The sequence below is a fragment of the Pseudomonas sp. NPDC086251 genome, from assembly GCF_044746405.1.
In the GTDB taxonomy this organism is placed as follows: domain Bacteria; phylum Pseudomonadota; class Gammaproteobacteria; order Pseudomonadales; family Pseudomonadaceae; genus Aquipseudomonas.
On record NZ_JBIVBY010000005.1, the window covers coordinates 160,759 to 185,236 of the forward strand.

Annotated in this window: 17 protein-coding genes; 8 read left to right on the forward strand and 9 right to left on the reverse strand. The window is 55.4% G+C overall.

All coding sequences use genetic code 11. The features are described 5' to 3' along the window. Positions 1–169: 169 nt before the first annotated feature. The 6 genes from ACIPL2_RS08880 to ACIPL2_RS08905 all read right to left on the reverse strand — a co-directional run bounded on the left by ACIPL2_RS08880 (position 170) and on the right by ACIPL2_RS08905 (position 6,110). Entirely contained in the window at positions 170–1,204 is a 1,035-nt protein-coding gene (locus ACIPL2_RS08880) for a ParB/RepB/Spo0J family partition protein (protein ID WP_401355072.1), read from the reverse strand. Beyond that, positions 1,201–2,322 carry a ParA family protein gene (locus ACIPL2_RS08885; RefSeq protein ID WP_401355074.1) on the reverse strand — a complete coding sequence of 374 codons (1,122 nt, stop codon included), beginning with the start codon at positions 2,320–2,322 and terminating at the stop codon, positions 1,201–1,203. Before ACIPL2_RS08885 ends, ACIPL2_RS08880 begins: the two co-directional genes overlap by 4 nt. Positions 2,323–2,489: 167 nt before the next feature. Next, entirely contained in the window at positions 2,490–2,795 is a 306-nt protein-coding gene (locus tag ACIPL2_RS08890; protein WP_401355230.1) for a hypothetical protein, read from the reverse strand. Beyond that, positions 2,695–3,060 (reverse strand): DUF3313 family protein, encoded by a 366-nt coding sequence (locus ACIPL2_RS08895; protein ID WP_401355077.1) that lies wholly within the window; start codon positions 3,058–3,060, stop codon positions 2,695–2,697. The genes ACIPL2_RS08890 and ACIPL2_RS08895 overlap by 101 nt, the downstream gene beginning before the upstream one ends. A gap of 1,215 nt (positions 3,061–4,275) precedes the next feature. Then, on the reverse strand, positions 4,276–5,424 hold the full coding sequence (locus tag ACIPL2_RS08900) for a tyrosine-type recombinase/integrase (protein ID WP_401355080.1): 1,149 nt from the start codon (positions 5,422–5,424) through the stop codon (positions 4,276–4,278). Continuing rightward, entirely contained in the window at positions 5,424–6,110 is a 687-nt protein-coding gene (locus tag ACIPL2_RS08905; protein WP_401355083.1) for a hypothetical protein, read from the reverse strand. The genes ACIPL2_RS08900 and ACIPL2_RS08905 overlap by 1 nt, the downstream gene beginning before the upstream one ends. A 248-nt stretch (positions 6,111–6,358) precedes the next feature. On the opposite strand from ACIPL2_RS08905, the gene ACIPL2_RS08910 reads away from it, so the two are divergent. Beyond that, on the forward strand, positions 6,359–7,387 hold the full coding sequence (locus ACIPL2_RS08910) for a DNA-binding protein (protein ID WP_401355085.1): 1,029 nt from the start codon (positions 6,359–6,361) through the stop codon (positions 7,385–7,387). An 888-nt stretch (positions 7,388–8,275) separates the two neighbouring features. Here ACIPL2_RS08910 and ACIPL2_RS08915 read toward each other — a convergent pair. Then, entirely contained in the window at positions 8,276–8,629 is a 354-nt protein-coding gene (locus ACIPL2_RS08915; protein WP_401355087.1) for a hypothetical protein, read from the reverse strand. A gap of 1,215 nt (positions 8,630–9,844) precedes the next feature. Continuing rightward, entirely contained in the window at positions 9,845–10,492 is a 648-nt protein-coding gene (locus tag ACIPL2_RS08920) for a hypothetical protein (protein ID WP_401355088.1), read from the reverse strand. A 476-nt stretch (positions 10,493–10,968) separates the two neighbouring features. On the opposite strand from ACIPL2_RS08920, the gene ACIPL2_RS08925 reads away from it, so the two are divergent. From ACIPL2_RS08925 to ACIPL2_RS08950, 6 genes are all read left to right on the forward strand, one after another. Beyond that, positions 10,969–12,174 carry a hypothetical protein gene (locus ACIPL2_RS08925; RefSeq protein ID WP_401355091.1) on the forward strand — a complete coding sequence of 402 codons (1,206 nt, stop codon included), beginning with the start codon at positions 10,969–10,971 and terminating at the stop codon, positions 12,172–12,174. 683 nt (positions 12,175–12,857) lie between these two features. After that, on the forward strand, positions 12,858–13,280 hold the full coding sequence (locus ACIPL2_RS08930; RefSeq protein ID WP_401355093.1) for a hypothetical protein: 423 nt from the start codon (positions 12,858–12,860) through the stop codon (positions 13,278–13,280). 1,004 nt (positions 13,281–14,284) lie between these two features. Beyond that, positions 14,285–14,599, forward strand: a complete 315-nt coding sequence (locus ACIPL2_RS08935; protein WP_401355095.1) for a YopT-type cysteine protease domain-containing protein — start codon at positions 14,285–14,287, stop codon at positions 14,597–14,599. Positions 14,600–16,469: 1,870 nt separating this feature from the next. After that, a complete protein-coding gene (locus tag ACIPL2_RS08940) occupies positions 16,470–17,192 on the forward strand; it encodes a fimbria/pilus chaperone family protein (RefSeq protein WP_401355098.1) in 723 nt (240 codons plus the stop codon). A gap of 48 nt (positions 17,193–17,240) precedes the next feature. Continuing rightward, the gene (locus ACIPL2_RS08945) at positions 17,241–20,267 is read left to right on the forward strand and encodes a fimbria/pilus outer membrane usher protein (RefSeq protein WP_401355100.1); all 3,027 of its coding nucleotides are present in this window, start codon (positions 17,241–17,243) and stop codon (positions 20,265–20,267) included. A 108-nt stretch (positions 20,268–20,375) separates the two neighbouring features. Continuing rightward, positions 20,376–20,975 carry a hypothetical protein gene (locus ACIPL2_RS08950; protein WP_401355103.1) on the forward strand — a complete coding sequence of 200 codons (600 nt, stop codon included), beginning with the start codon at positions 20,376–20,378 and terminating at the stop codon, positions 20,973–20,975. Between the two features lie 489 nt (positions 20,976–21,464). On the opposite strand, the gene ACIPL2_RS08955 is transcribed toward ACIPL2_RS08950, so the two are convergent. Beyond that, on the reverse strand, positions 21,465–21,713 hold the full coding sequence (locus ACIPL2_RS08955) for a hypothetical protein (protein ID WP_401355105.1): 249 nt from the start codon (positions 21,711–21,713) through the stop codon (positions 21,465–21,467). On the opposite strand from ACIPL2_RS08955, the gene ACIPL2_RS08960 reads away from it, so the two are divergent. Beyond that, a complete protein-coding gene (locus tag ACIPL2_RS08960; protein ID WP_401355108.1) occupies positions 21,712–24,450 on the forward strand; it encodes an inverse autotransporter beta domain-containing protein in 2,739 nt (912 codons plus the stop codon). The two genes, ACIPL2_RS08955 and ACIPL2_RS08960, sit on opposite strands and share 2 nt — an antisense overlap. Positions 24,451–24,478: the final 28 nt, after the last annotated feature.

A 24,478-nucleotide genomic window follows, 5' to 3' on the forward strand; every position in this document is an offset into this window, starting at 1 on the left:
TAGACCGCTGACACTTGGCGTTGGCGCCCATACGCCGCCGGTGGAAAGGGGCGTGTGAGGTAAACAATGTTGCTCGACAGGTATGTGGCTGAAAGGGGGACCGCCGGATAGGCTTCCGATCGAAACACGCCACCGTCTCCAGTGGCGATTTCTGATTGTGGAGCTGTTGCTACGAAGGGTCTTTGAGCATCTCTTCCAAGTACTTCAGGACCTCTTCTGGATTGACTCCTTTTGGTGGTGTCAGGATCACTTTACGCCCGTCTATTCGAGCATCCAACTGGGTTCGCTCCTTGTAGGCAATGTGCTTGGGGGGCGATTGAGTGTGGGGATGCTCCTTCTTGCGGACTTCGCTTTTGGCCCAGTTGATAGAGCTGTCCTGCGAGGAGCCATCGCGAATCCGCGACGCGGCAGCAATGACCGCTTCGGTATGGCCTTGGTCAGACAGCGCGACTAGGTCAGCCACGACCCTATTACCGATGAGCTCCGGATTTTCCTCAAGCATTCCAATGACTGGCGCCGGCAGCTTGAAGTACGCCAAGCACCGGCTGATGGTAGCCATGCTGCGACCAACACGGCGGGACAGCTCAGTCTGGTTCTGAACGATTTTGTCTTCGAGCAACTGCTTGTAACTGACGCCACGTTCAAAATCGGTGAGGTCTTCACGTGCGTCGTTGTCCGCAACGGATAGTACAGCGGCTTCTTCATCAGAGAGGTAACGGACAAGGGCGTAGATGGTATGTTTGCGCAACAACTCATGCGCCAGGAAGCGACGTTCGCCGGCAATCAGCTCATAGTTCCCATCTGGCAGAGGTCGAACAACGATTGCGTTGTTGAGTCCGCCGTTGTCTTCGATGGTGTTAGCGAGTAGGGCAAGTTTCTCCTGGTCAAACACTCGGCGGGGCTGGTACTTCCCCTTGCGAATCTTGGACATTGGAAGAAACATCACTTCACCTGGAAGCTTCTCCACGGCCAACTCGACATCCGCAAGGCCTGGCTCAACGTGACGTGGTGCGAATACTAACGCACCGTTCGGATGTGACGGAGTTTCAGCTGCTGGATCATCAGATAGGCCCATCTGCCGAAGAACCTCTTCCATCGGTTTCAGATGCGCCTCAGGCATGATTTTGGGGACAGAGACGCCCTGTATGCTACTGCCCTCAGCCGCGATAACCGTGGGGTTGCCGATAGGACTGGTTCTCCTCATTTGGATTTCTCCAGCACAGACTTAGCGCGATCCATCACTTCGCCGAAGACCTTACGGAAGGCGCCGAGGGAATTTTCGGTACCTTGTTTCCATAGCACCAGTGGAACTCCATCCTCCAAACTCTTCGAATAGTCCTCGGAATGGATCAACTGTTGCTCGGTCACCTTACCCGGGAACAGCGAAGAAAGCCTGGCCAAGTTAGCTTGAATGCGCGGACGGTTCCGGATGTACATTGTAGGGATCGCGATGATTTCGGGCGCCCGTCCAAAGTCCGCGCTCATGTCATTAATCTTAAAAGCCAGGCGCGACAGGGCACGGAACGAAAATTTGTCCATGCGAATTGGGCACAACAGGAAATCCGCCGCTGCGAGGCTGTTACGCGAAAGCATGGTGCCAGATGGTGCGTTGTCCATGATGATCACGTCATAGCTGGATAGATCGCAGTGCAGGATCTTGCCTTGGCGAGCGCGCTCAATGAATAAGGAATAGCGAAAGTCGGCGCCCTGCGCATTGCGAAGGACCACGTCCATGTCGTCAAGCGAATCGAAAGCGGGAATCAGGTGGGGACCATCCTCGCCAAAAGGCTTCTTGATCACTTGATCCAGATCCATCGGCGGGAAGGTCGACCCTAGACGCATCAGGTTACCCAAATGACCTTCAACTGCACGGTCAACTGGTAGCCCCAGTTCGGCAAGCTCTTCAGTCGTCTGGTCTGGGTCATAGCCCAACATGCTGGAAACGTCTGCTTGGGGATCGTTGTCGATAATCAGCGTTTTATACCCGGCCAACGCAGACAAAACTCCCGTGTTGCATGTGGTCGTGGTTTTTGCCGTGCCGCCTTTTTGTACGTAGGTGCTGATGGTGATTTGGCGCCCCAGGCCTTTGGTATTGCCATTCTGGCGGCGGATTGCAGCGATACGAAACATATCCATCAGTGAGTAACTACGAACACCCACGGGGCCCCGAATACGATCGATTGTGAGGTCGTTATCCTTCTCGATTGCCTTGAGGGTTTGTGTGCTGATCTGCAAGCTTTCGGCCACGAATTTTGGGCTGAATCGCAAAGCAGTGAAGTCGGTGAACGTATATTGATCGAGTTGTTCAGTAGCTGCATTCATGTGCGGCACCAGCGAGTTGAATTAAGAATGAGGCCATTCTGTATTGGATGTATCGGCTAATACAAGACAAAATGAGGTTATACCTACATAGAGATCATCTTTATGACTGTAACGTCATATAGGAAAAAGGCAAATAACTAATGCATATCATATAAATAGCTTAAAAATTAGCGAGCACCTAATGCAATACGTCTACGATTGCCTCTCGGGCAATAGCTGATCGCTCCCCTGCGCGGCAGGACAGCCATAACAAGCGGGCAGCCATAAGATGAGCAGACTGTACCGTCTGGCATCTGCGGAGCCGCCTCATACACATACCGATCGGCTCTGACCGCCGTCGCCAGAGCCTTGAACACCGAGACCGTACAGCCTTTATCCGAAACACTGAGCGAGCTCATCGTCGCCAAGACGCGGTTGACCTGATCGTCGATCTGCTGAGCCCGTGCATGGAGGTCGAGGACCAGTTCGCCCATGCCGCGCGTCAATGCGATCGGTGGCCTTGGGCGGCGGGTAGATGTCCAGGTAGTCAAACACCACCGTTGAATGCCGGTGCGGATTAAAGCCTGGTGCGACCCAGCGCAGGACAGGTAGCCCGGAGGGCGATTGGGCAGGTTTGAGTTCACGGTAGCTGTCGAAGTATTCGGAAAATTGAGTGTTCGGTGTGACTGTGGACACGCAACCGGATAGCAGGACACTGCCCATAACCATAACAGCGCACACCTTGCGGAACAGGTTCATTCAGGCGTCCTTGATTACGATTGTTATGCAGCGATTAAGCAGATGCCAGGTGGTTTTTTGCCGGCTGCAACCCTCAGCCATCAGGCCATGCCTGCTGCAGGTCTTGGCCGGGGACGCCCTGATTGGTCGTACTGAAAGGGGGCGGACAGGCTGCGTGCCCGCACAGGCGGTGCTTGAGACCGCGATACGGAGGACGCACAAATCCATCGCCAACGACGACCCCAGGACCACCGGATGTAGCGCCATTGAACCGCAGGCCTTGACCAGTCGCTGTAGGGAAATCCTGAAAGTCTGGCGCCTCCAAGGCTTATCGGCACCGGTGTGACCAACTCCGGCGCGGCCTGAGCGCTGAGGCAATGGCTCGCGGAATGACTCACCAGGTTTTTGCTCATTGTCCGATCAGCCCATCCATCACTGGCCGTCGGGCTCGCGGCGTCGAAACGGCGGTCACGGAGCAGGGGGGACATGGCGAAAGTGGCACCATCGAGTGCCCAACTCGTTCAGGGTTGGATAGTTAAGGATGAGAAATCATACCGTGCGTATGCGGAATTTCGCGGAAGCAAATAGTTGTCAGCGGTTCTACCAAGTCAAGCGCTGAAAGCAAGTGGCGCGAAGAAGCAAACCACAAGGCAAACGAATAGGAAAAGCCGAGCAGTCGTTACACACAAGCTCCCCGTGCGGATTGCAGTACCAAAGCGCGGGTTTCGCGCGTGTTCACCCGGAGCGCAGAGTATGAAAGTTTCAACGAATGGCTGCACGACAACGACGATGAGCATTACGAAGCGTTATGAGAAGAGTTTGTGAGGCCGGCGGACAACCCGCAGCTTCTTGGAATGGCTGAGGCCAAGTACGAGGTCGAGGTCGAGGTCGAGGTCGAGGTCGAGGTTGTCCAAGTTAAGCCCCAAAGCTGCGCAGTCGGATGCGCCGAATATTTCCAAATGCGTCTGCGAACACCACCGACGATACCACCGGTGTAGCACCGCCAGCAAAGCTAACTGAGCCGCTGTCGGTTGGAGGGCGGTGGACTGAATTTGCTGAATAACTCCATGAAAAGTTAGCATGCGCTCCTAAGGGGCGCAGGGATTGCTTGACGAATTCAAGGGGCTTGGAAAAGCCAGCCACGATGTAGATGGAAAACTGGCATTTGGTTGGCGTAGAAATCCGAAAATTCTTGGTTGCCCATAAAGCGTGCCGTGTACCAAAGCAATAACTGAGCTACTTAAGTCGCGGCGTGCTCAACGTCTGCACAACACCGGCATGCAATTCGTCGTCTTCTGTGTGCAGGTAACGGCTGGTGGTTTCCATCTTGCTGTGGCCAGCTAAGGACTTGATCATCACCAGGTCGCCAGTGGCTTTGGCTAGATGGCTAAAGCAGGAATGACGGAGCCAGTGGGTGGTTGCATCCGCCAGCCTATCGGCCAATTCAACTTGCTCGCGCTGAATGGCCAGGCCTGCCGCCCGGGTCATGATCTCGATGATGGCCTTGAGCACGGTGCTAGTGTGCGCCCGCTTGAGTTTCGAGTTGGCGGCCAGAAGGAGGGGGGTTGGGTCTTTCGATGGGATGTCCCGCGGCAAACCGAAGGCCTCTCTATATAGTTGCAAGTCCCGATACAACTCGTCAGAAATTGGCACGTCGCGGACCTTGTTACGTTTGCCGAGGACAGTCAGCCACCAGGTCCCGCTGGCCGAGCGATGGATGCTACTCATATTGGACGTGGTGCCTTCGAAGGTGCGCACACCGGTCAGGTAAAACAAGCTAAGCATAAAATGATCCCGCGCTCGCTTACGCTGACTCTTGATCAGGCTGATCGCGTCAAAGGCAAAGGCAATGCCTTCTTCTGGCAGCATGCGCTTGATCGTAGGATCGTGCGGCGCTTCTGGTTTGCGCACCAATGCGACGGGATTCCCTTTGAGCCTCCCACCTTTGACCATCCATGTGTACATGCTGCCAATTTGAACCAGGGCATAGCGCTGCGAGCTCAAGCTTAGGGGGCCGGCGAATGGTCGCCACTGCTCATGATGACGTGGATACTTAGTTTCACTGACCCACACTTCACGGGGCTGGGGATCCGCTAGGAAAGCGGCATAGTCGCTTACGTCCATGACGTTGATCTGTGACAGCTGCTTGGCGCGGGTGTGCAGCGCCCACAAGATGAAGCGTTCTACCTCCTTGCGCATGACCCGGCGAGTCTTGGGATTGGTTGCGGTGGTTGCCAGCCAGATGGCTGCCGCCTCTATGTCGCTATTGGCCTGGATCAGGTCGGGAGCTTCACCTGGTTCCACCATCGCGTAGGCGTCGAGCAAGGCGATCTCGTTGTTGGCCTGAAAATCTAGGCGGGTGGGCAAGCCTGTTCGTGAGCTCATCATAGATCCCGCATTTTTCCGTTGGACACTAGCCAATCGTCAATCTGATCCGGCGCAATCCAACGTCGATCACCAGTCGCTGACTCACATTGGTACTCTTCCTGGGCTCCTCCGGCGGGGTCGACGCCGACCCGGGTAGCGGTTACGACCAAAATGGCATGCTCGCGGGCAAAGCCATCGATCTCCTGCACGACGACGAGCTCTGAACCCCGCGACAGATAGCTTTGGTAACGAAAGCCGTCGACGCCCGGTTTGAACGCATCATCCTCTTCCTCTTCCTCTTCCTCTTCCTCGTCGTTGCCATGCTCCCACTTGAACGGTGGATCCGGTTGCACCGCGGCGCCGGCGGCCTCAGCGGCTGCCGATTGGACCGGTTCGTCAGCGGGCCGGCCTTTGCGCTGTCGGGGTTTCGGCGGAATGATGGAAAGCCTAGCCGCTGTCACACACGACCGCTCGAAGGCGCTCAGTGCCGGCAGCGAGCGCAATAAGTCATCCCATTTCAGATCACGGTCTTCATCCGCGGTAATCCGGCTCAAGTGCTCCGGCCGGATTGACCACCGACAAGCGACATCGGCCATACGCCAGCCGCGCTGTTCAATGAACGCTTTGAAGGCTTCCCGAGAAAGCTTCGGAGGGCGCAAGAAGGGTGAACCCTTTTCTATTTTGCGTAATTTGGCTTGATCCACAACGCAAGTCTTTTTAATTAAAAACTCGATTCTAAAGGGTTTTATCAGAACGACAACGGGTTCTTGCTAGAAACCAGCTACTGCCAAACCATCCCCCTTGCACTCCGCCCAATAAAAAGTCGTGATAACAAACAGTATTCACGAATATTGTACATAATAATACAAAATATATCGTTTTTAGTACGGAAGATCTTACTCTTATTTTATTGTATTATTGCAAAATTCCCTATTTCATTAGTCGAGAAGCCATGCTCACTCAGTCCCCTAGCACACAACTAAAAAGCACTCGCCAATGGGTGCATGATTACGCGGCACGGTTGCTCGCGAATGGTGAAGAAGTCCGGCAGACAGCCATTCGGGAGCTGATATCGGCTGAACACGGCGTCACCGCATCTCCCAATCTGGTCAACGATGAGATCAAGAAGTTCTGGGTGAAGGCTGGTCCACTCATGAGTAAGCGACTGCGCCGGCCCGGCATTCCAGATGAGGTCTGCACGAGCTTCGATAAAATCTGGGACGTCGCCTTGGATGCTGCCGCCGCGGGGCATGAAATTGAGCGCAAGCAGCTTCAGGCTCATGCAGACGGCGCAGTGGCAGCGATGAAAACTGCTCAAGCGAATGAACAGGCCGCCATTGAGCGATTCGACGGTCAGACCCGCGAAATTGAAGGGATACGGGTCGACAAGCTCAGTCTCACTGAGCTGCTTCAGGCCAATGAGGCTGAGCGCAAAGGGTTGGCAGCGGAGCTGAGGGACCTGACTGAGAAAGCAGCGGCTCAGCATGCGCTCAATATGCAGGAACAACAGCGCCTCCAAGGGCTCGTGGATAGACTGCAACAGCAGTTCACTGAGCTTAGGGCGAGCTCCCAGCGGGAACTGACCACCCTGGCCGAAAGCCACCAAGTTGAACTGGTCAAGATACAAGACTTCTTGATGAGAGAAACGGCCAGGGTACGTGATGAAGAGAAGACCAAAACCGACAAGCTGACCAAAGAGCTTGAGCGGGAACGGAATGAGAAGGATCAGCTGCGGCAATTGCGATCGAAAGCCAGCGATGATGCGTCGCAGCTCCGCGGGAGGCTGGAAGCCACGGATCGCAATCTGGAGAAGCTGGAACAGCGTTACGCCCAACTCAGCGAAAAGAATGACAAGTTGGAAACAGCCCTGCTCGAAAGCGTCAGAGCCAAAGTGAGTGCGCCTGAGCAGAAGGAAGAAAAACCACTGGCGCCCCTGCCAACGAATGAAGAGGCGCCTTTTTTGGAGGTGAAAAATTTGTAGATTCGCGCCTTGATCTGTGTATTTATACAGTTTTACGTTGCGTAGGCTGAACATTTAACCCAAGAGAAATGATCATGAATGCAACTCGCAACGACTTCGACCTTCCGCACGACTAGCAAGCGAACGAATTGATCGACACCCTTAAGAGCCGCAACCCTGAAAGAGGTTGTGTTTTTTTGGTCGCCTCGGGAAGGCGGGTCGCACACCGATGGCGCGGCTGCAAACTTTCCGCTCTCGGCTTTGGTTGAATTGGCCAGGGCAGACGTAAGGCCTGAATACAAGGTTTCTGATGGGGCTTTTTTGAAAGTGGGCGGTGGGAATCGCAGTTACTCAGATGTGAAGCGGGTGCTCGACCGTTCTAAAAACTTGTCTTACGCAAAATTGGTATTGCGGTGTTGCCGTTTACCTCTCACCTGGTCCCGGCAGACGCAGTACTTCTGATGAGAACCTGGCCAACGACCAATTCAATCCCGAAACTAGGGCGACCTTCTTCAAAGCGCGAGGAGATGGCATGATCGAATGGCCAGCAACTGACCGTAATTTCCCTAGTCTGCCAGGGCAGGGAAATACGGTCGGAGTGATCTCTTCCTACGCTGCTGATTACCCCCTACCTTCAACAATTGGAATTCCAATCATTGGTACCCCGGTTTTGGGGTAAGAGTGGGCAGCTTCTCGGCCTTGATCAGGGCTCTGAGGTCCAGATCAGCGTCAAACGCAACAATGTCCGCCTCCAGCAAATAATCGAATCCATCCCTACTCCGCACACAGGTATCACCTGATTTGTGATGGCCTCGCGAATGAGGGTCATGTGGTTCAAAACTGACTTCTTCTTTTTGCAACGCCGCGGCCTCTGCTGGCGGGCTGAGTTGACGCCTAGATGACTGTGCATCAGGATCGGGTATCGCTACAGCTATTGGTGCGGGCGGTGGGTGTGATTTCGGGGGGCAATTCATCCGGCACGATTTGCTGTTCAGTCTGTATCTCCGGTAACGGCGTTGTTTGCGCTTCGATCATGGGCACTGGTTGAGGGCTGGCCACCTCCTCGCCAAAGTCGGCAAACGCATCTCCGAGGTCGCCTTCTTCAGAAGACTCACCCACAAACGCCATGAATTCGTCATTGTCGTTATCGGCGGATACTTGCTCAAGCAGCCCCGCCATTTCCAGTTGCAGCTCGTCCGGCTCCAACTCCTCTTCTTCGGCCGGCACTTCAACCAGCTCAGATGGGGGTTGGCTGATCTCCATCGTGGTGGGGGCGTCGTTTGCACAAGGCGCAATGCCGGTTTCTGGCGGTCCTGGTGCTGGGGGGCTGCCTCTACGGATTGATTAATCAGCGTAGTCGGCTGGTCCAGGGCAACATCCGGTATGGCTGAATTTCCCTCTTCGGTTGGTGTCATCTCTCCGGTGAAAGGGCCAGAGCCTGTATTCGCCTATGACTGCACATTGGAGGTGGTCTGTGGCTACGGGTTTTGAGCCGTGTCTTGTGGTGCTGAAACCAGGCCTTCGATTGTTTGCCGGCTATGTTCGCCTTGGCGGCGATCACGCAAAGGACCAGGGTTGAGCGCCCTTCCCGCGCGCGCCCCAGTCATTGACGCGCGGCGTCTGGGGCGGTTAATGGAGTCCGCGGGAGCGTTGATCGCTCGTGGCGCCAGCTTGGTGGTCAACAGTAAGCTAATTTCAGCGCGGTTGGGGTTTTGGACGCCCTGCTTCGTCGCCACCCCTTTCAGGGCATGTAAAGACGGTGGTTTTAAAATGAGGTTTTATTTCGGCTAAATGCATAGCTGGGTCGGCCTTGACCCGTGTGGCCGGTGCAAGGATAGGTAAGGTTAAGACGCCGCACGCGGCAGACGCGACTGTTCAATTTGAACATTGACGGGAATCAAACTTAAGTGAGGTGGGCTAATCGCCTGGTTGATCTGGCAGTTCCAGCAGCGCTGGGAGCCGCCAAGCCATTCCAGAAAACGCGACCGGGCTCAGCGCCCCCCCCATCATTCACAAGGCGTCACGTCGGAGGACGGTGTTCTTTCGCTGGAAGGAGGAACCAGGATGGCCACCACGCAAGCGCAATGGAGGGAGGCATTCGTTCTGCTCAATCAGTTCGAGCGGCAGTTGATTGAACCGAGAGAATTTTGCTGGACTTACTTCACGACCCAGACCTCAGGTGGCGGGGCTCAGTCAGCAGCTTAGCCGGGAGCGCGAACGTCTGGTGTATGCCGCATGATTGCCCGACGTAAAAATATCGATCCTGCAGATTTTATCGAAAACAGCCCTTTGAACCGTATTGTGTACGGTGAAGTGCAACCCTGTTCTAGTGAGATGCCCGGCAAACGCCCAGGAACCCGGAACATAATGAGGGGCGGTAATCTAGGAAAAAGCGGCCGCCACCTGATGTGGGGGAACGTGCGCATCGGTTGCATTTGCGTCGAGCCGTCAGAACTCCGCTCCCCTTATAACGGCTGTCTACATATAGATTAATTCGAAAGTGACCGAACCATTAACAGTGATGGCGGTGCTCAGATCAAGATTGTCGCGTGCTGCAATGACAGGACGAACGGCAAGCGGTACCGACATATCGGTAATCGGGGGAAGCGGAGTGTTGGCCGCTGAGGGCGCACCAAATCCATAGATCGCCGTTGAGGCGGCATAGCTATTTATAATCGAGTTGTTGGTGCTCCCGTTTTGCCAGGAAACGCCATTGTTTTGCGTATATTTCAGTTGTCCTGATCCACCATCGACGACCGCTTGTGCGTCTTTCGCGACTATTTGAAAGGAGCCGATTGGATTACCAGCGCTATCGGTGCTCAAGGAGTAACTTCCCGTTGGAAGAGTCGGCAGTTCATTGTCAATCGTTTTGAAGCCCACAACCGTGGGCCCACTACAGCCTATGGCCATGATTTGTGTCGTCGTCTCGGGGAGCGTGGTGGTAGTCGTCTTGTTTAAGTCACCCTGAGAAATCGAACCCAAAGCGAATGTACCATTCGTGCCCCCTGCCCAGCTAATCGAACAGGAGGGGGGTAAAATCTGGCCTATCACACTGATATCCGCCGTGACCGCCGCAAAGCCTGCGGGTGATAGGAGGACTAACGGAAAGAGCAGTTCTTTCTTCATGACAATTCCACCTCGAAGGCAACGTTTTTTTGCGTCTGGTCATTAGAATTCCAGTGTCAATTATTTTCTGTAGGGTAATGCTGAAAATTTAATGGCGCCGCCTACGTCAGACTGGCGCTGCAAGCCTAAGGAAAGCGGGGGCGGTGCGAGCCAAAGGCGGTTGACCATCCCACACTTGACCGCCCAATAGGCGGACAACCATGCTAAGGATTGCCCTGCCCCTTAGGGTGTGCCTCGTTTGGATACTCGCTGCTCGCCAGTCCGTGGGTGCAGTGTCAAGCCCGATCACCCTGATAGGCGACGCTGTTCTGCAAATGTCCGCCCGTTCCTATCGAGCCTGACCACCATGTTGGTTTGTTCACACGAACATCATCCCCCCATCAGCGTTCTTGTTGCTGTGCAACCGGGATTTCGTGAAAAATCCCAAATGGTTATGCTGATGAGTGGCACCACCAATTAAGAGCCGATCTTTAATCATGCTGCACACTTATGACAAGCGTAAAAATTTACGTCAAGAAACCAAAGTCTACCCAGCAAACGAAAACGACAGCTCTACCGAGCAAGAGGAGACTGTTTATGCTGCCACCAACTTGCCAAAGTACTTCGAAGGGGTTAAAAATATGATGATAACCGCTCGAGTAATGGGTGAGTGCGGATTTGATCCGGAAATAGAAACGGAACTACTGTCAGAAAAACTACTCTCGCTATCAGCCCATGACCGAGCGGAGCTGGCCCAATTTGACGATGTGTTCGACGTGGCGACGCCGTATGAATTTAAGGACTTGGCAAAAAATAGTAGCGGTGGGAATGATCATTATGCCTACGACAAAAAACGTTCGCTCCTAATGGGCAGAGCGCTGACCAAGGTGTTTGGTGATAAGACTCTATCTTTCCATGCACCTTCCGTTAAGGTGGGTGACTTATCAGTAAAACCCCTCGCGTCAAATGAGTATGAAGCTGGAGTGCCTTTTTTATTAAGTTGCAAGCCAAACTTTTGTGATTTTGTTGGAGGGTTTGGCGGTAATTATCCAGCCTCTGAATACATGACAAACAAAGCAATATCAATGAAAATATACCACAAGGAAAAATACGTAGGCCATTTTAACCTTTGGGAGACCGCTGAGTGTGATTTCATTATTGGCACGATTGCCGTGCCGAGAAACACTAAAATAGTGGATTACGAAAAAAAACAAAGAGCCCTTTTAAATAAGTTCTCCATTGACCTGCTGAACCGCAACCCGGGAGCGCATACGGTGTATATAGGGTTGGGCGGAGCCAACATGGCCACTATAGACCCAAAAGCATTCGGTTTTTCGGATGATCCCAATAGCGGCTATGAACTGGTAAAAAAAATACGGCATGAAGACAACTTGAATGACCCTGCGTTGCGTGAAGACGTTAAAAGGTTCAAGGAGCTGTCACGCTTTGAGATCGCCGGAGGCATAAAATTAGCTGAAAACCATCCAGAACTTCACGATGAGTATTACATGGGCATGGCCGCTGATGAGAGAAAAGATTTTAAGAATGCCGTGGTTTATGCGACCTCCGATAAATTAGAAGAACTATTGCCATCGATCGACGAAGCGAGTGTCAAGGCAGCAAAAAATGCGAAAAAAAATTCAAGTATACAAGCTGCTTTATCTGCAAAAGCGGAACGAGCGGCCAGATGGCAGAAAAAATGAGTATCTTCCGCGGCAGGAGGGGTAGTGGCCGTAACCTGATGCAACGTCTTCGGTACAGGGTTGCCCTTATGTCCGATAGCACTCGGCCTTGAAGAACGCGTCATTGGCCCTTTCGGTTTGGCCCAAGGCGGTTGCTACAAAGCGCTCGACTGATGGCCAGCGCGCTCGACCGTACGAAATCGACGCGGCGGTATGCGCCCCCCCTTCGCTTAGCAAATCGGCGTTTCGCTGACCTTGTCTAATAATTTAATATTGAGAGTATTACAGAAGGATGAAATGAAGAAGCTCTCGCAACTGCGCCACAAAACGGTGGAAGGCCTGATTATGATCATCCAGTACGTTAGACGCTGAAAGCAGCCTGCTGGATAGCGCCCCGGAAATGACGGAGGAAAGCGAATTATCGGTAGATGACCCGACAATTAATTACATGCCGCGTCAACCCTATGCGAGGAGTACTCTAGGCGGGCTAAACACGCCAGCCTTGTTGGACGTGTCTGGTGTTCAAGCTACTAAGCTCCGCTCATTGAAACCGGCGGTTCTGGTTCGGTTGAAAATAACGTCAGTGGTAGAGTTAAGCAAGAGCATAGCGCTCATGGCTTAGCTATCGGGCTGACTAGTGAGCAAAGTGTCGAGTCGGAGAATGACAACAGATCGACACGCGAACCACTGAAATAGTACACATGATGAACAGCTCAATTTTATCTGAGTACCGAAGGCCAATCCAGGGCAGCTGGCCTGTTCTAATACTTGCTCCGGTTATACGCCTGCTGAAGGGGCAGCGATATTATTTCTGCATTGCGACGATGCTGAAATATTTGCATAAAGAAAGAAAATTTTCCCCAGAGACACTGGCGAGACAATCACCAAAACTACCAGGCTATGATGAAACGGCCACCACCGCATTTATACTGGTCGCTTGTAGGGTGGGGAATGGCGGCCACCATTCTGTCGCGCAACGACTTGCTGAGACAATACGGCGCCCGGTCGTAGCTAGCTCGGGCATGGTGAATGCTGATGCGAATGAAGATAAAACCATCCTGACGGCAATTTCGAGCGATGAGCGCTGTGTTATGTTTCATCCGCTCCCTTGCCATCGATTTTTATAATGTACTTTTTCCTTTTGGGGGGCTGAAGTACCCAGCGATTTTTGATGCCCTCACAGCTTAAGGGAAACACTCATAAGTCGGACCGATTTTAGGTGGGCCATCACCAGGGCTAGGCTTGGCTCCTCCAAGTTCCCTGATGTTTTACGCACATTCAGTTTTGTGGGATGCAGCCTCCTCCTCCTGCTGAGAGTTGATGCATCCGCGAAAAGGGCGAATCTTGGACACGTGCGGCGCCTGACGTTCCCAAGCTGAGTGGGCATTAGAAGAGCGGTGCGAGCGTGCATTCTCCATTTGTAGTCACGGATTACAAGAGGAGCTCCCCTTGCCCATGCTCTGCACAATGCCAGGGCGCTCGGCAAGCAAACCCTGGGCGGAAGGTTTAGCCAGCGACTCCAGGAACCACTGAGAATCGATTTCGAGTCCTTGCGTTTTGGACAATACCGGTGAATGTCGGCATTACATCAGCGTTGTTGTCGGACGAAAATTAAAGCCGATCACTGGAGAGTGCTTTGTCTTCTGCTACGCTAAGCTTGATCTATTTCATATTGCGGAGCAGTTGTAAAAACTGCGGACTCACAACTTGGAAAGCCGGCACCTGCTATTCTGATGCCATCATCAGAGGTGCTGTATGTATAAACATGAAAATTCTAACGTAAGAAAGGAGAGCCAAGAAACTTTGCAATCAAGCGGGGGGAGGTTGATATTAGCTACGATATTAAGTCCAACCTTGACGACTCCCACTTCGCGCCGCTTACCGAATGCCGCAAGTCCCCCCGAAAACTTCATCATGTGTGGACGATGATCGTTACAGTGAAAAATTCGGACGTATCCAGGTTAATGCAAACAGTCGAGATAACCAAGAACGTTTACGAGGCTATGGCGTCAGAACAGCTGCCACTGACAGCGGTATCTGCATGGCCATGTCAGCAAAATACCTTCTTAAAAATGCATAGAAAAAAGACTTCTTTTCTTGGCTTGCTGACTCATCGTCAAAGTGGGAAGTGGTGTCCTCATATCTGGATAGCGATTATTTTGCACTGACTCCGAAAGAGGCCCAGGGCCGTATTCAGGATGAATTAAAACTCCATCTTAATCATGTTGACACACTGAACCTGAAACCAGACGATCTTTGCTCCCAGGGACTGGCGGATGCGATGAGCATGGTAGCCAACGACGACGAAGTCGGCTTTAACATGTGCTGCCTGTATAAGTCTTCCGGGCCGGCACATGGCATCGCCTGCATTAAGAAGCAGGACTGCATAAAATTTATGGACCCTAACTTTGGCGAGGTGTCATTCAACTTCTCTACCGAATTCTAGAACTGGATGAGCATTGTTTTGATAAGCACTACTCTTGGTTCTCTAGGCTGAGCGTCAACCTGTACGAGTCCCCCACCAGTATTGATAATCAGGCAAGTGGCTAGAGAAACCGCCAAGGAGTTCAAGGGGGGTGACCTGGCGCGTAACCCAGACGGCGTTTATGTTCAAAAAAGGGCGCCCTGGAGCAGGGGGCCCCCCTGTTCGGGCGGCAAGACGATCTGCTGGGAGCCAACGAGGCGCGATCAACACCTCAGAGGGTTGTTGGTGACGTGCGCCAGAGTTCACATGCTAACGCTGAAATATCAGCACGGCGCGCTGGCCGATGGGCTGCGCTCAATGCTCTGTCGTCGCCACTCAAACGGGGCGACCTGTGCCTAGGCCACAAACTGGCACGAATCGCCCTGGGCGATAGCGGCCCACCATGCATAATTTGAAGCAGGGCCAGACGTTTTGACGGCTGACCCTCCTGTTGTGGTGTACCACGAACGATTCTTCAAATGGGTGGGTAAGTCAGAGCAATGCCCGCTGACAAAACGCTGAGACGCACCGCAGCCCTGGAACGGGCAAATTACCCATGACTCGCTGGCTGTACTCTTGGGAGGTTGAACCCGGCTTTTGACCAGCGCCAGAGCCAGGACACCGCGTGGTATGGGCGCCAGCTTGATCGTGACGAGCACGAACATCATCAACCTCATCGGCGTTCTGGTTTTGCGTTTCCCGGGATTTGGTGAAAAACCACTTACCCAGGATCGAACGCGGTCGCGATTAACCCGGCTGGCATAAACGAGGCCTGGTAGCGTGGATCTGCCACCCGCTGAAAAAAATACCGATCACTCTCGGAACAGAGGGCCGCACTGATCATCCACACGATTGCAAGGCATCTCAATTGTGGCGGAACGCGCAAGGCGAGACGCGGCGAGTATCGCCAAGCCACGCGCTTAAATCGCAGTGGGCTGGAAGGTTTACGAGGCTTAATCGTCTCTCCATAGATCTCAGGAAAGTGCGATTGCACCATGGCGCGCGCCACGCGGCTCATCAGCTGTGTATCACTTTGGCGAAGACAAGTTTCCAGTTGAATCGCCAACTCCTCAGCGGTGATGGACGGGGCTCCTCGGGATATTTTTATTGTTCGATTCATCGTAGCTTCCTTGTGAGTATGTCCTGTTGCCCCCCACGTCCTCATAGAAACTTTACTTAGCCAAATCAACAAGGACGTGCGTCTCAAAAATAGACGTCATTCGTCAGTTTTTCCCTACGCTGATAAAATTAATACCCTACAAAGTTGTCTTCTCCTCTCGGCCAACCGGCGCGCCTGATCTGTTCGGCTGGATCGTCGCTCGATGCCTAGCGCCGCGGGAGCGGCGCCTCAAACGGTTGAGCGGTCTGATGGCCTTTGAAGTCAAAGGCCATCAGGCCGCTAAGCTACTAATCTGTCGTCAAAGCCCTCAATTCGAGAGGATGGCGCATCGGCTTTCGGTTACGCCTGCGTCAAAATCCCCCAAGGCTTTCTGCGTGTCTTCAGTGCCTGCACAGGTCGGTCGGTTGCTCAACCGGCAGCCGCTGGGGGTGAGGATCGCTTCGCTGGCCGCCCCCATCCATTCAGCATTCCCCAAAAGAGGGAAAACCTTACGCAACCTGAGGCGCAGCGGCAATGAATGGATAAGGACAGACCCTGATGATTAAGCCAGCACTGCTCGGACGAACAAGGCCACGCCAGCGTGACAACGGGGCAAGTCAAACGGGAATGGGGTCTGGAACCTTACGCCTGCCAATTGAATGACAAATACGTCTGCACGGTAAAGCCCATCGGGCATTGCCTCATCGACATCAATATCAGGGTGTTTCTTTTTTTCATGTGAGGACTTCTATTATGGCGATGGGTGCCAACCATAAAACCGGTGCAGCGTGTGCAGTACTCATGTTTGGTTTGTTATTTGCTGGCCCCTCGTTTTCCTCGGGTATGAAGCCTGCCTCTTCCGTCGTGTTGATTAGCGAAGACCAAGGCGAAGCCACCATGAATGTGACCAACACCGATAAACACGCCGCCTTGCTGTATACCTCACTGGAGACCATTCCTGAAGACCCTGAGCTGTTGCTCGTGGTGTCGCCCCCCGTCGCTCGCGTCGAAGCCGGGGAAAGCCAGGCCGTGCGGTTTATTCTGCAAAATAAACAGCCGTTCGCCGTGCAGCGGTTGATGCGGGTGACCTTTGAAGGCATTCCCACGGTGCAATATAAAGTGCCTAACAGTGTGGGGGTCACCTTTCGGCAGAACTTGCCCGTCATTATTTCACCGAAAGGTTTAAAAATAGAGGCGGCGCCGTGGAAGTTTTTAAAGTGGTCCTTGTGCGGTGACACGTTACACGTCACTAACGACAGTCCCTATGTCGTGCGCTTGGCCCTTTCCGGCTCCCTGCAGCCGGTGGCCGAAGAGATCAAGTTTAGCAAGGCTTATATCCTGCCCAATACGCGTCATGAATTTCAACTGGGCCATATGATTAGCAACGCGACGTCCATGCGCATTCACCCCGCCAGTGTCTACGGGTATGCCTTAAATCAGTTCGACACACCGTTGAGTTCTTGCACATCGAAGTAAGCCACCGTCCCTGTGGTATCCATTAACCCACTGTGATGGACTACTTTTATGCGCGTTACGCGGTTGTTCCATCCGATAGTTCCTGGATTGTTTATTCCGCTGATGTTGGCCAGTTCATTGGCCGTAGGCGAGCCGATATCAGCCGCTGATCCTGATCGCTCCGTTGAAGGCACGCCCCAGGGCGAACTTGCGGCGTCAGCGTTGCCCGCGTTGTCGGCGGCTACCGCGGTCCTGCCCAGGGAGGCGACGGACCCGCCGAGCGCCGACAGTGAGGCGTCTTCCACTGCCCAGCCGACCGCACCCCTTACGGCCGTGACGCGAATCCCTGGCCTAACCGGGGTATCCGCCGCGACCGCGATGACCACCAGTGCGGTGGTATCGGTGCCGGTGGCTCCGCTGGACTCCATTGAGGTCACATCCACCGCGCCTTCCGCGTCAGGGGCGACCGTGTCCCCTGCGGGGGTACCCGCCACGGCGCTCGCGCAGCGGTCAAAAAATGAATCGGCTGGGCAAACGTCCGATACCGGTGTGGTGTTTGACATCGACACGCTGATTAGCCGCGGGATCGACCCTAAGCTGGCGGCCATGTTTAACGACAGAGCCCGCTTTTTGCCGGGTCTGCACAAAGTCACCTTGTTTGTGAACGGTGATAATCTGGGCTCGGTACCAGTCCATTTTGATACGCAGGGCCAGCTGTGCTTTGACCGGCGCCTCGCGGATAAGGCAGGGTTGCTCCTTCCCATAGACCGCCCGCCGACTCTTCCCAGTGCTGGTGACCGCCAAGGACAGACGGCGGCAGGTCAGATGGCCGACGCTGAAGCGGCGCTTATGGCCTCGCTGGACACCGCCTTAAAAGCGTCCACGGGCGCGTTTTCGACCTGGGCTGACATTCCGGGGAATACGGCGGTGAGCAGTATTGACCTTTCCGAAGCCAGCCCCTGTTTCGATTTTATGGCGCTATATCCACAAACCGATGTGGACTTGCGACCGAACAAGGAAGAAGTACGTCTAGCCGTTCCATCGAACGCCCTCAAGCCATTTGAGCAAGATTTTTCGGGCTACAGTTCCGGCGGTATGGCCGCGATCCTCAACTACGACGCCCTCAAAACCCAATCGCAGTTTTCGGGCACCACTAGCGACTTTACGTCGGTCAATACCGAGCTCGGATTGAATTTGGGCGACTGGAGCGTGCGAAGCCGCCAAACCTTCACCGATCAAAATGGCAAGCGCAATACCGATCAGCTGTACACCTACGCCGAGCACAGTTTTGTGCCCTTCAAGTCGGTGCTGCAAGTCGGCCAGCTCAATCTGTTCAATGCGGTGTTGCCCGGCGCGTCCATCACCGGCGTGCAAGTTGTGCCTGACAGCGCGTTGCGCGCTCAAGCGTCAGGTGGGATCACCATCGACGGAATCGCTAACACCCCGCAAGCGAGGGTGGAAGTCAAGCAAGATGGTATCCTGATTTATTCCACGGTGGTTCCCGCCGGCCCCTTTCAACTGACCAACGTGCCCCTGCTGCGGGGTAACGCCAATGTCGATGTCACGGTGTTTGAGTCGGATAACTCGCGAAACACGTTCAGCTTGCCCGCCGCGTCGTTACACCAGGTTGAACTGACCACAAATGGATTATCGGTAGCGGTCGGCAAGGTGCGCAACATCAATGACACCTCTGGACTCGAGGAGCCGATGGTGGTGTCGGCGGGTGACGACTGGTTGATCAGCGCAAGCGACAAGCTCTCTGCTGGCGTCATGGTCGCACAGGACTATAACGCCATTGGTGCAATAGCCGATCATGTGCTCAGCCAGGATACCCGCTTGAGCTTGAGCACGACCGTATCGCAGGCGCAAGCATTGGGCAAAAGCGGCGTGGAAGGCAGCTTGATGCTCAGTTCGCGCTTGACCGAAAGATTCTCGGTCAATGGCTCCGTGACGCGCCAAACGTCTGGCTATCGCGCCCTGATGGACTCGGTGCAATCCACCCAGGAGCAGGAAGACTTTGCCGGCGATGAACGGACCCAGTTCAACGTCGGCGCGAGCTGGAGTTCGCCAACCTACGGGGGCTTCGGCATGAATTTTATGCAGTCGCTCAATCACGATAATGCGTGGGACCGCACCATGTCGTTATCGTGGGGCAACACCATCGCCGGCGTTTCCATCAATGCCAGTGTGCAACATGATATCAGCGGAGATATTCCCAATTCGGCTTACTTGAGTTTCACCATTCCCTTGGGATCAAGTCGCAGCCTGCGCACCTATGCCAGTCGTACCAGCGCCGAGCAGCAGCAGGTGGGAACCACCTATAACGAGACGGTCAACGACATGCTCAATTACAGCCTGACAATGGGCCAGCAGTTGGGGAGCGGCAGTGATCGGGACGTGACATTGGGAGGCAACGTATCCGCACTGCCGTACTACGCACAGGTCAGTGCCGGCTATACCGACAACGGTGCCCACAGCAGCAACTATAACGTGGGTGGCAGTGGCGCCCTCGTGCTGCATGCCACTGGTTTGACTGCTTCGCCGTATCAGATTCAAGACACCTTCGGGATCGTTTCGGTTGGCGACGCGGCGGGCGTCAAACTGATCAGTAGCAACGGTCCGGTCTGGACCGACAGCAGCGGCCAAGCGGTGTTAGCCCGGCTTCCGGCGTTCAGTGACAGCCAGGTTGAGGTCGTGAGTTATACCCTGCCGCGCAATGCCGATATAGATAACGGTTACAAACGTATTGCGGCAGGTCGAGGCTCGGTGAATTACCTGAAGTTTGATGTCTCCAAGGTGCGGCGCGTACTGCTGACGGTGACCGACAGTGACGGTAAGCCATTACCCAAAGGCGCGGCGGTGTTTGATAGCGCTGAACAATTTGTGACGGTGGTATTGGACGAAGGCAAAATTTATCTGAACGACATCAGCCAAGGTGACTTGCACGTAAGCCTTCGGGGCGGCGGGGATTGTCACGTGACCTTCCATGTGGAGGCACAAGGTAACACCGAGGGCTTATTCGAGCAGGTCCCGGCCGTGTGCCTCGCGCAAGGCCGCGCTACCCCTACGTCCAAAGTCACGCCCCCTGGTCCCTAGATGCCGATGAACAGCCCAGAAACACGAGCGACTGAGGTCAGTCGCTTGGTGAGCGTTAGCGGAAAAAGGTGCTCGAGGGGTAAGGCGAAATGCCACCTTGGGCATCCATTGCCTGATGAATCCAATGGAGTATTTAACGTGCAATGTCGATCGCTGTTCGCGCTGAATTTAATGGTTCTGGTGTGCTCGCTGCCGCCGGCATTCGCCGCGGAGTGTCAGTTACAAAGCAGTCAGTCGGTGCAAAACTTCGGCCACTTCAACCCGTATGAGTTAGCGGCGGCCTCCGAATCAGGCCGCGCATCGGTAGGCCAGCGTTTCATTCAGTTGAACGTCACATGTCCGGCTCCCACCCGCATGGCCATCCTGTTTCGAGGTACAGCCGCCGACCCGGACACCTTTAAAATGGGCGAGGATGGAACCTTTAATTTAATCGCCAAGGATGCCTTGGTAGACGGGCGGCCAGTAAACCTTGGCCGCGTGCTCAGCGGCGCAGCGATGGCGGATCATGGCGCTGGCAGCGTGAAAATGGCACCTGGATACTACGTGGTACCGTTGGCCCAGAATGGCACTCGTCTGGAGGGCCAGGCCTTCTCGGTGCGGGTCGAAATCAATGCTTACTTAAAAAGTGATCGGTTGAAAATTCGAGACGTCACGCCCTTTCAGGGGCAGGCGTTCTTTGAGCTGGATACCGGTGTGGCGGTTCCTTAGTGTTGTGAGTGTTGCAAACCGACGGCCTGCTTGACGACACCAACCAGAGCCGAATGCTTCATCTTGGAAGGCGGGCAAGGCCGTGTCCCTTCATACGCTCGTCCCTTTTGTTAAGCCAACTCAAATAGCCCCGAGCGCCGTGTACAGTCGATCGCAAACTGGCGTTTAGCTGAAAAAGAGCCACGACGCCGAGATGCTTTGGCGCTGTTGCGACCTCGCCCTGTAGGCGATCGCTTTGGACACTTTCATGGGATTGCGTCGACTAAAATCCGTCGCCCCTTGGCCGTGAAGTCTTGAGCTGGTTATCAGGTCTGAGGCGTGTGTAACGGCGTCCAGGGCCAACTATTTACACGTGCGCTGACTGTCGCCATTTTCCCCGGCAGCGCCAACCCTTGATTCACCGCGAATCTGAGCCCTGGCACTCCGGGACGCGGACCCTTAATCGCGCCCAACCCCATGGCCTTCATGCCGGCCTTTTCACAACGTAAATCATTTAAAAATCAAGCACTTGATATTTAAAAATACTTTTTGATTATCTCTTTTCGCCCTCGACTCCTTACAGTGCGCCCCCTGCTTTAATCGTGCGCGCCGCCTGAGCTGGGCGTCGACTTCGCCTTGCTGACACCGCACCTGAGCCATCCGTCGCGGTTTGGCGCGGCGCTCGCTCGCCAGCTGCGCGCCCATGGTGCCGTTCACCTCCCGTTTAGCGACCTTAGATTCATACCAAGGAATATGCATGCGCGTCAGCGACCTCAATCCCTTTCCTCTGTCGGGCAGGCCCAGTGCCACTCGAGTGTCACACGGCGAAAGGCCCGCCGATTGGGCGCGGCGTCAACGTTTGCGCTCGCTGACCGCCAGCGTTCTGCTAGCGTTCTATGGGTATGAGCTGCTGGCGGTGCCTCTGGCGATGGCGGCGCAGCTTGAGCGCCCACCGACCAGCAACACGGCCGTCGCGCCGGACGCAGTGTATCTGCTGTACATCCCGCAGGGAGAGGACCTGGCCGCCGTGGCGCGACGCTTTGACGTGGACGCGTCGAGCCTGTCGCGCTTGCGCCAGCAGATGGTTAGCGCCGGGTGGTCGGAGCAGGTTTGGTTGGTGCCCAAAGCGGCGACCGGCGAAGCCGCCTTGTACCCCGGGTATGTGCTGCACACCCTGCAACCGCGCGAGAGCCTGGCGCAGTTGGCCCTGCGCAGCAATCGCTCCGAACGCGAGCTGACCCGGCTCAATACTCAGGTGCTGGGCACGCTGGCGCACCTCAAGCCCGGCGGGCAAGTGGTGTTGCCAGCACCGTTGGCGCCCACTGCGGGAACTGACTCCTTGGCCGACAGCGAAGCACAGGCCTTCGAACAGCGTCTGGCGCAGAATGTCTCACAGGCGGCACAAAGTTACGGCGCGGCCCAAGACCAGGGTGCCGGCGTCGGCGGTGTGCTCGCCAAGCAAGCCGCCGGGCAAGCCAGTGGCTCGTTGTCCCAAGGCGCCGAAGACCTGCTCGGTCGCCACGGCCGGGCCAAGGTCGGGGTGCGCATCAACAGCGAGACGGAGAACGTTGAGCTCGAGTTCGATTACCTCCACCCGTGGCTGGAAGATTCGCAGAGCATTCTGTTCTCCCAGCTGGGTGGACGGCGCTTCGACGAACGCTATATTGGCAACCTCGGCCTGGGCTACCGCCAGCAGCTTACCCCCGACCTCATGCTGGGCAGTAACGTCTTTCTCGACCAGGACTTCAGCCGTGACCACAACCGCGCCGGTCTCGGTGTCGAGGCCTGGACCAATGGCGCGCGGCTGGCCGCCAACGCCTATGTGCCGCTGAGCGACTGGAAACGCTCGCACGAGAAACACCTCAACAGCGATCCGGAACGCTTTGACCTATACGAGCGGGCGGCCAAAGGTTGGGACGCACGCGGCGAGGCGTTGATTCCCGGTGTGCCACAACTGGCCGCCACCGCCCGCTACTTCCAGTGGTACGGCGAGGGCGTCGACGTGTTCGGCGGCGGGCAGCTGGAAAAAGCCCCCCGGGGTTATGGGCTGGGCTTGCGTTGGCAGCCGATTCCGCTGCTCGGTTTCACCGCCGAGCATCAGAAGATCCAGCATGGCGACATCTCCTGGGAAGTGGGGTTGAGCCTCAACTGGAGCTTCGATCGGGAACTGGCCCATCAGCTCAACGCCAGCGACAGCTCGGCGTTGCGGCCACTGGCGCAGGCGCGTCAGGACTTTGTCCAGCGCGACTACAACGTGGTGCTCGACTACAAGCAAAAAGAAAAACCCATGGACACGCCATTTGTCTTCGCCAGCAACGAGTTGGTCCTGCAAGCCCCGCCGCTCGGCGCGCCTGCGGCGCTGACCGAGAACAGCCCGGCGCTGCAAGGCGTGCGAGCCGGTGCCGTGATCAGCTACAGCCTGGCCAGTTCGGCCCGCAGCGCCAGCGCCGCGGTGAGCATCGATGCCGACAGCGGGGTGATCACCGTCCCGCCCGGCGCCAGCACCCAGAGCTTGACCTCGACCGCCACGCAAACCCTCAATGGGGTGGTCGTGGGTAGCGCCCATTACGCCCTGCAAATTCAGCAAACCCCCGACACTAACGCGCCGGCGGCACCCACCCTGACGGTGACCGACAGCAACCAGGACAACAAGCCGGAAGCGGCCGGGCAGACTGAAGCTAGCAACACGGTGCGGGTAACTTGGCCGGATGCGAGCAGCAGCGCGGTGGTGGCCGATGGCACGGGGCACTGGACGGTGGAAGCGTCGGCAACGCAACTCAGCGGCACGGTCAGCGCGGTCGCCATTGATGTTTTCGACAATACCGGCCCGGCGGCCACAGCGCCTTGGGACCTGCCTGGCGCGGCACCGGTCGCCAGCGCGGTAAGCCTCAGCGGCAGTCCGATTGTTGGCCAGGTGCTGACCAGCAGCTACAGCTACAGCGATGCCGACGGGGATCAGGAAGGAGCTAGTACAATCCAGTGGCTGCGCGCCGGCGCGCCAATTGCCGGGGCGACATCCAATAACTACCGTTTGGTGAGCGCCGACATGGGCAACAACGTGAGCGTGAGTATCACCCCGGTGGCGCAGAGTGGCGCGCCACGAGCCGGGCTGGTGGTACCGTCAAGCGTTGTATCGGTGGTGGGCGATACGGACAATTACCTGCAGCCGGACACGGCGATGCGAACTTGGGAGGAGGCCGGCAGCTACTGCCAGAGCCTCGGCGGGCGCCTGCCGTCCCAGGCTGAATTGGAGCATTTATTTATCGACGCCACTACGGCCGATACCGCCAATGGATCACAATACAACGAAGACATGTGTTCGCTGCATAACTGGCCGCTCGGAAATGGGAGATGTGGAGGGGGCACCCAAAATTATTTCACCAATGCCCCCCCAAACTTCTCCAACCAAAATCGTGTCATTAACATGACCACAGGAACCTGGAGTGACAACTGGACGTCCAGTGGTTATAAAGCTCAGGTTGCGTGCACCCGTTGACGGTTTATCAGGCCGACATGCCCACCCC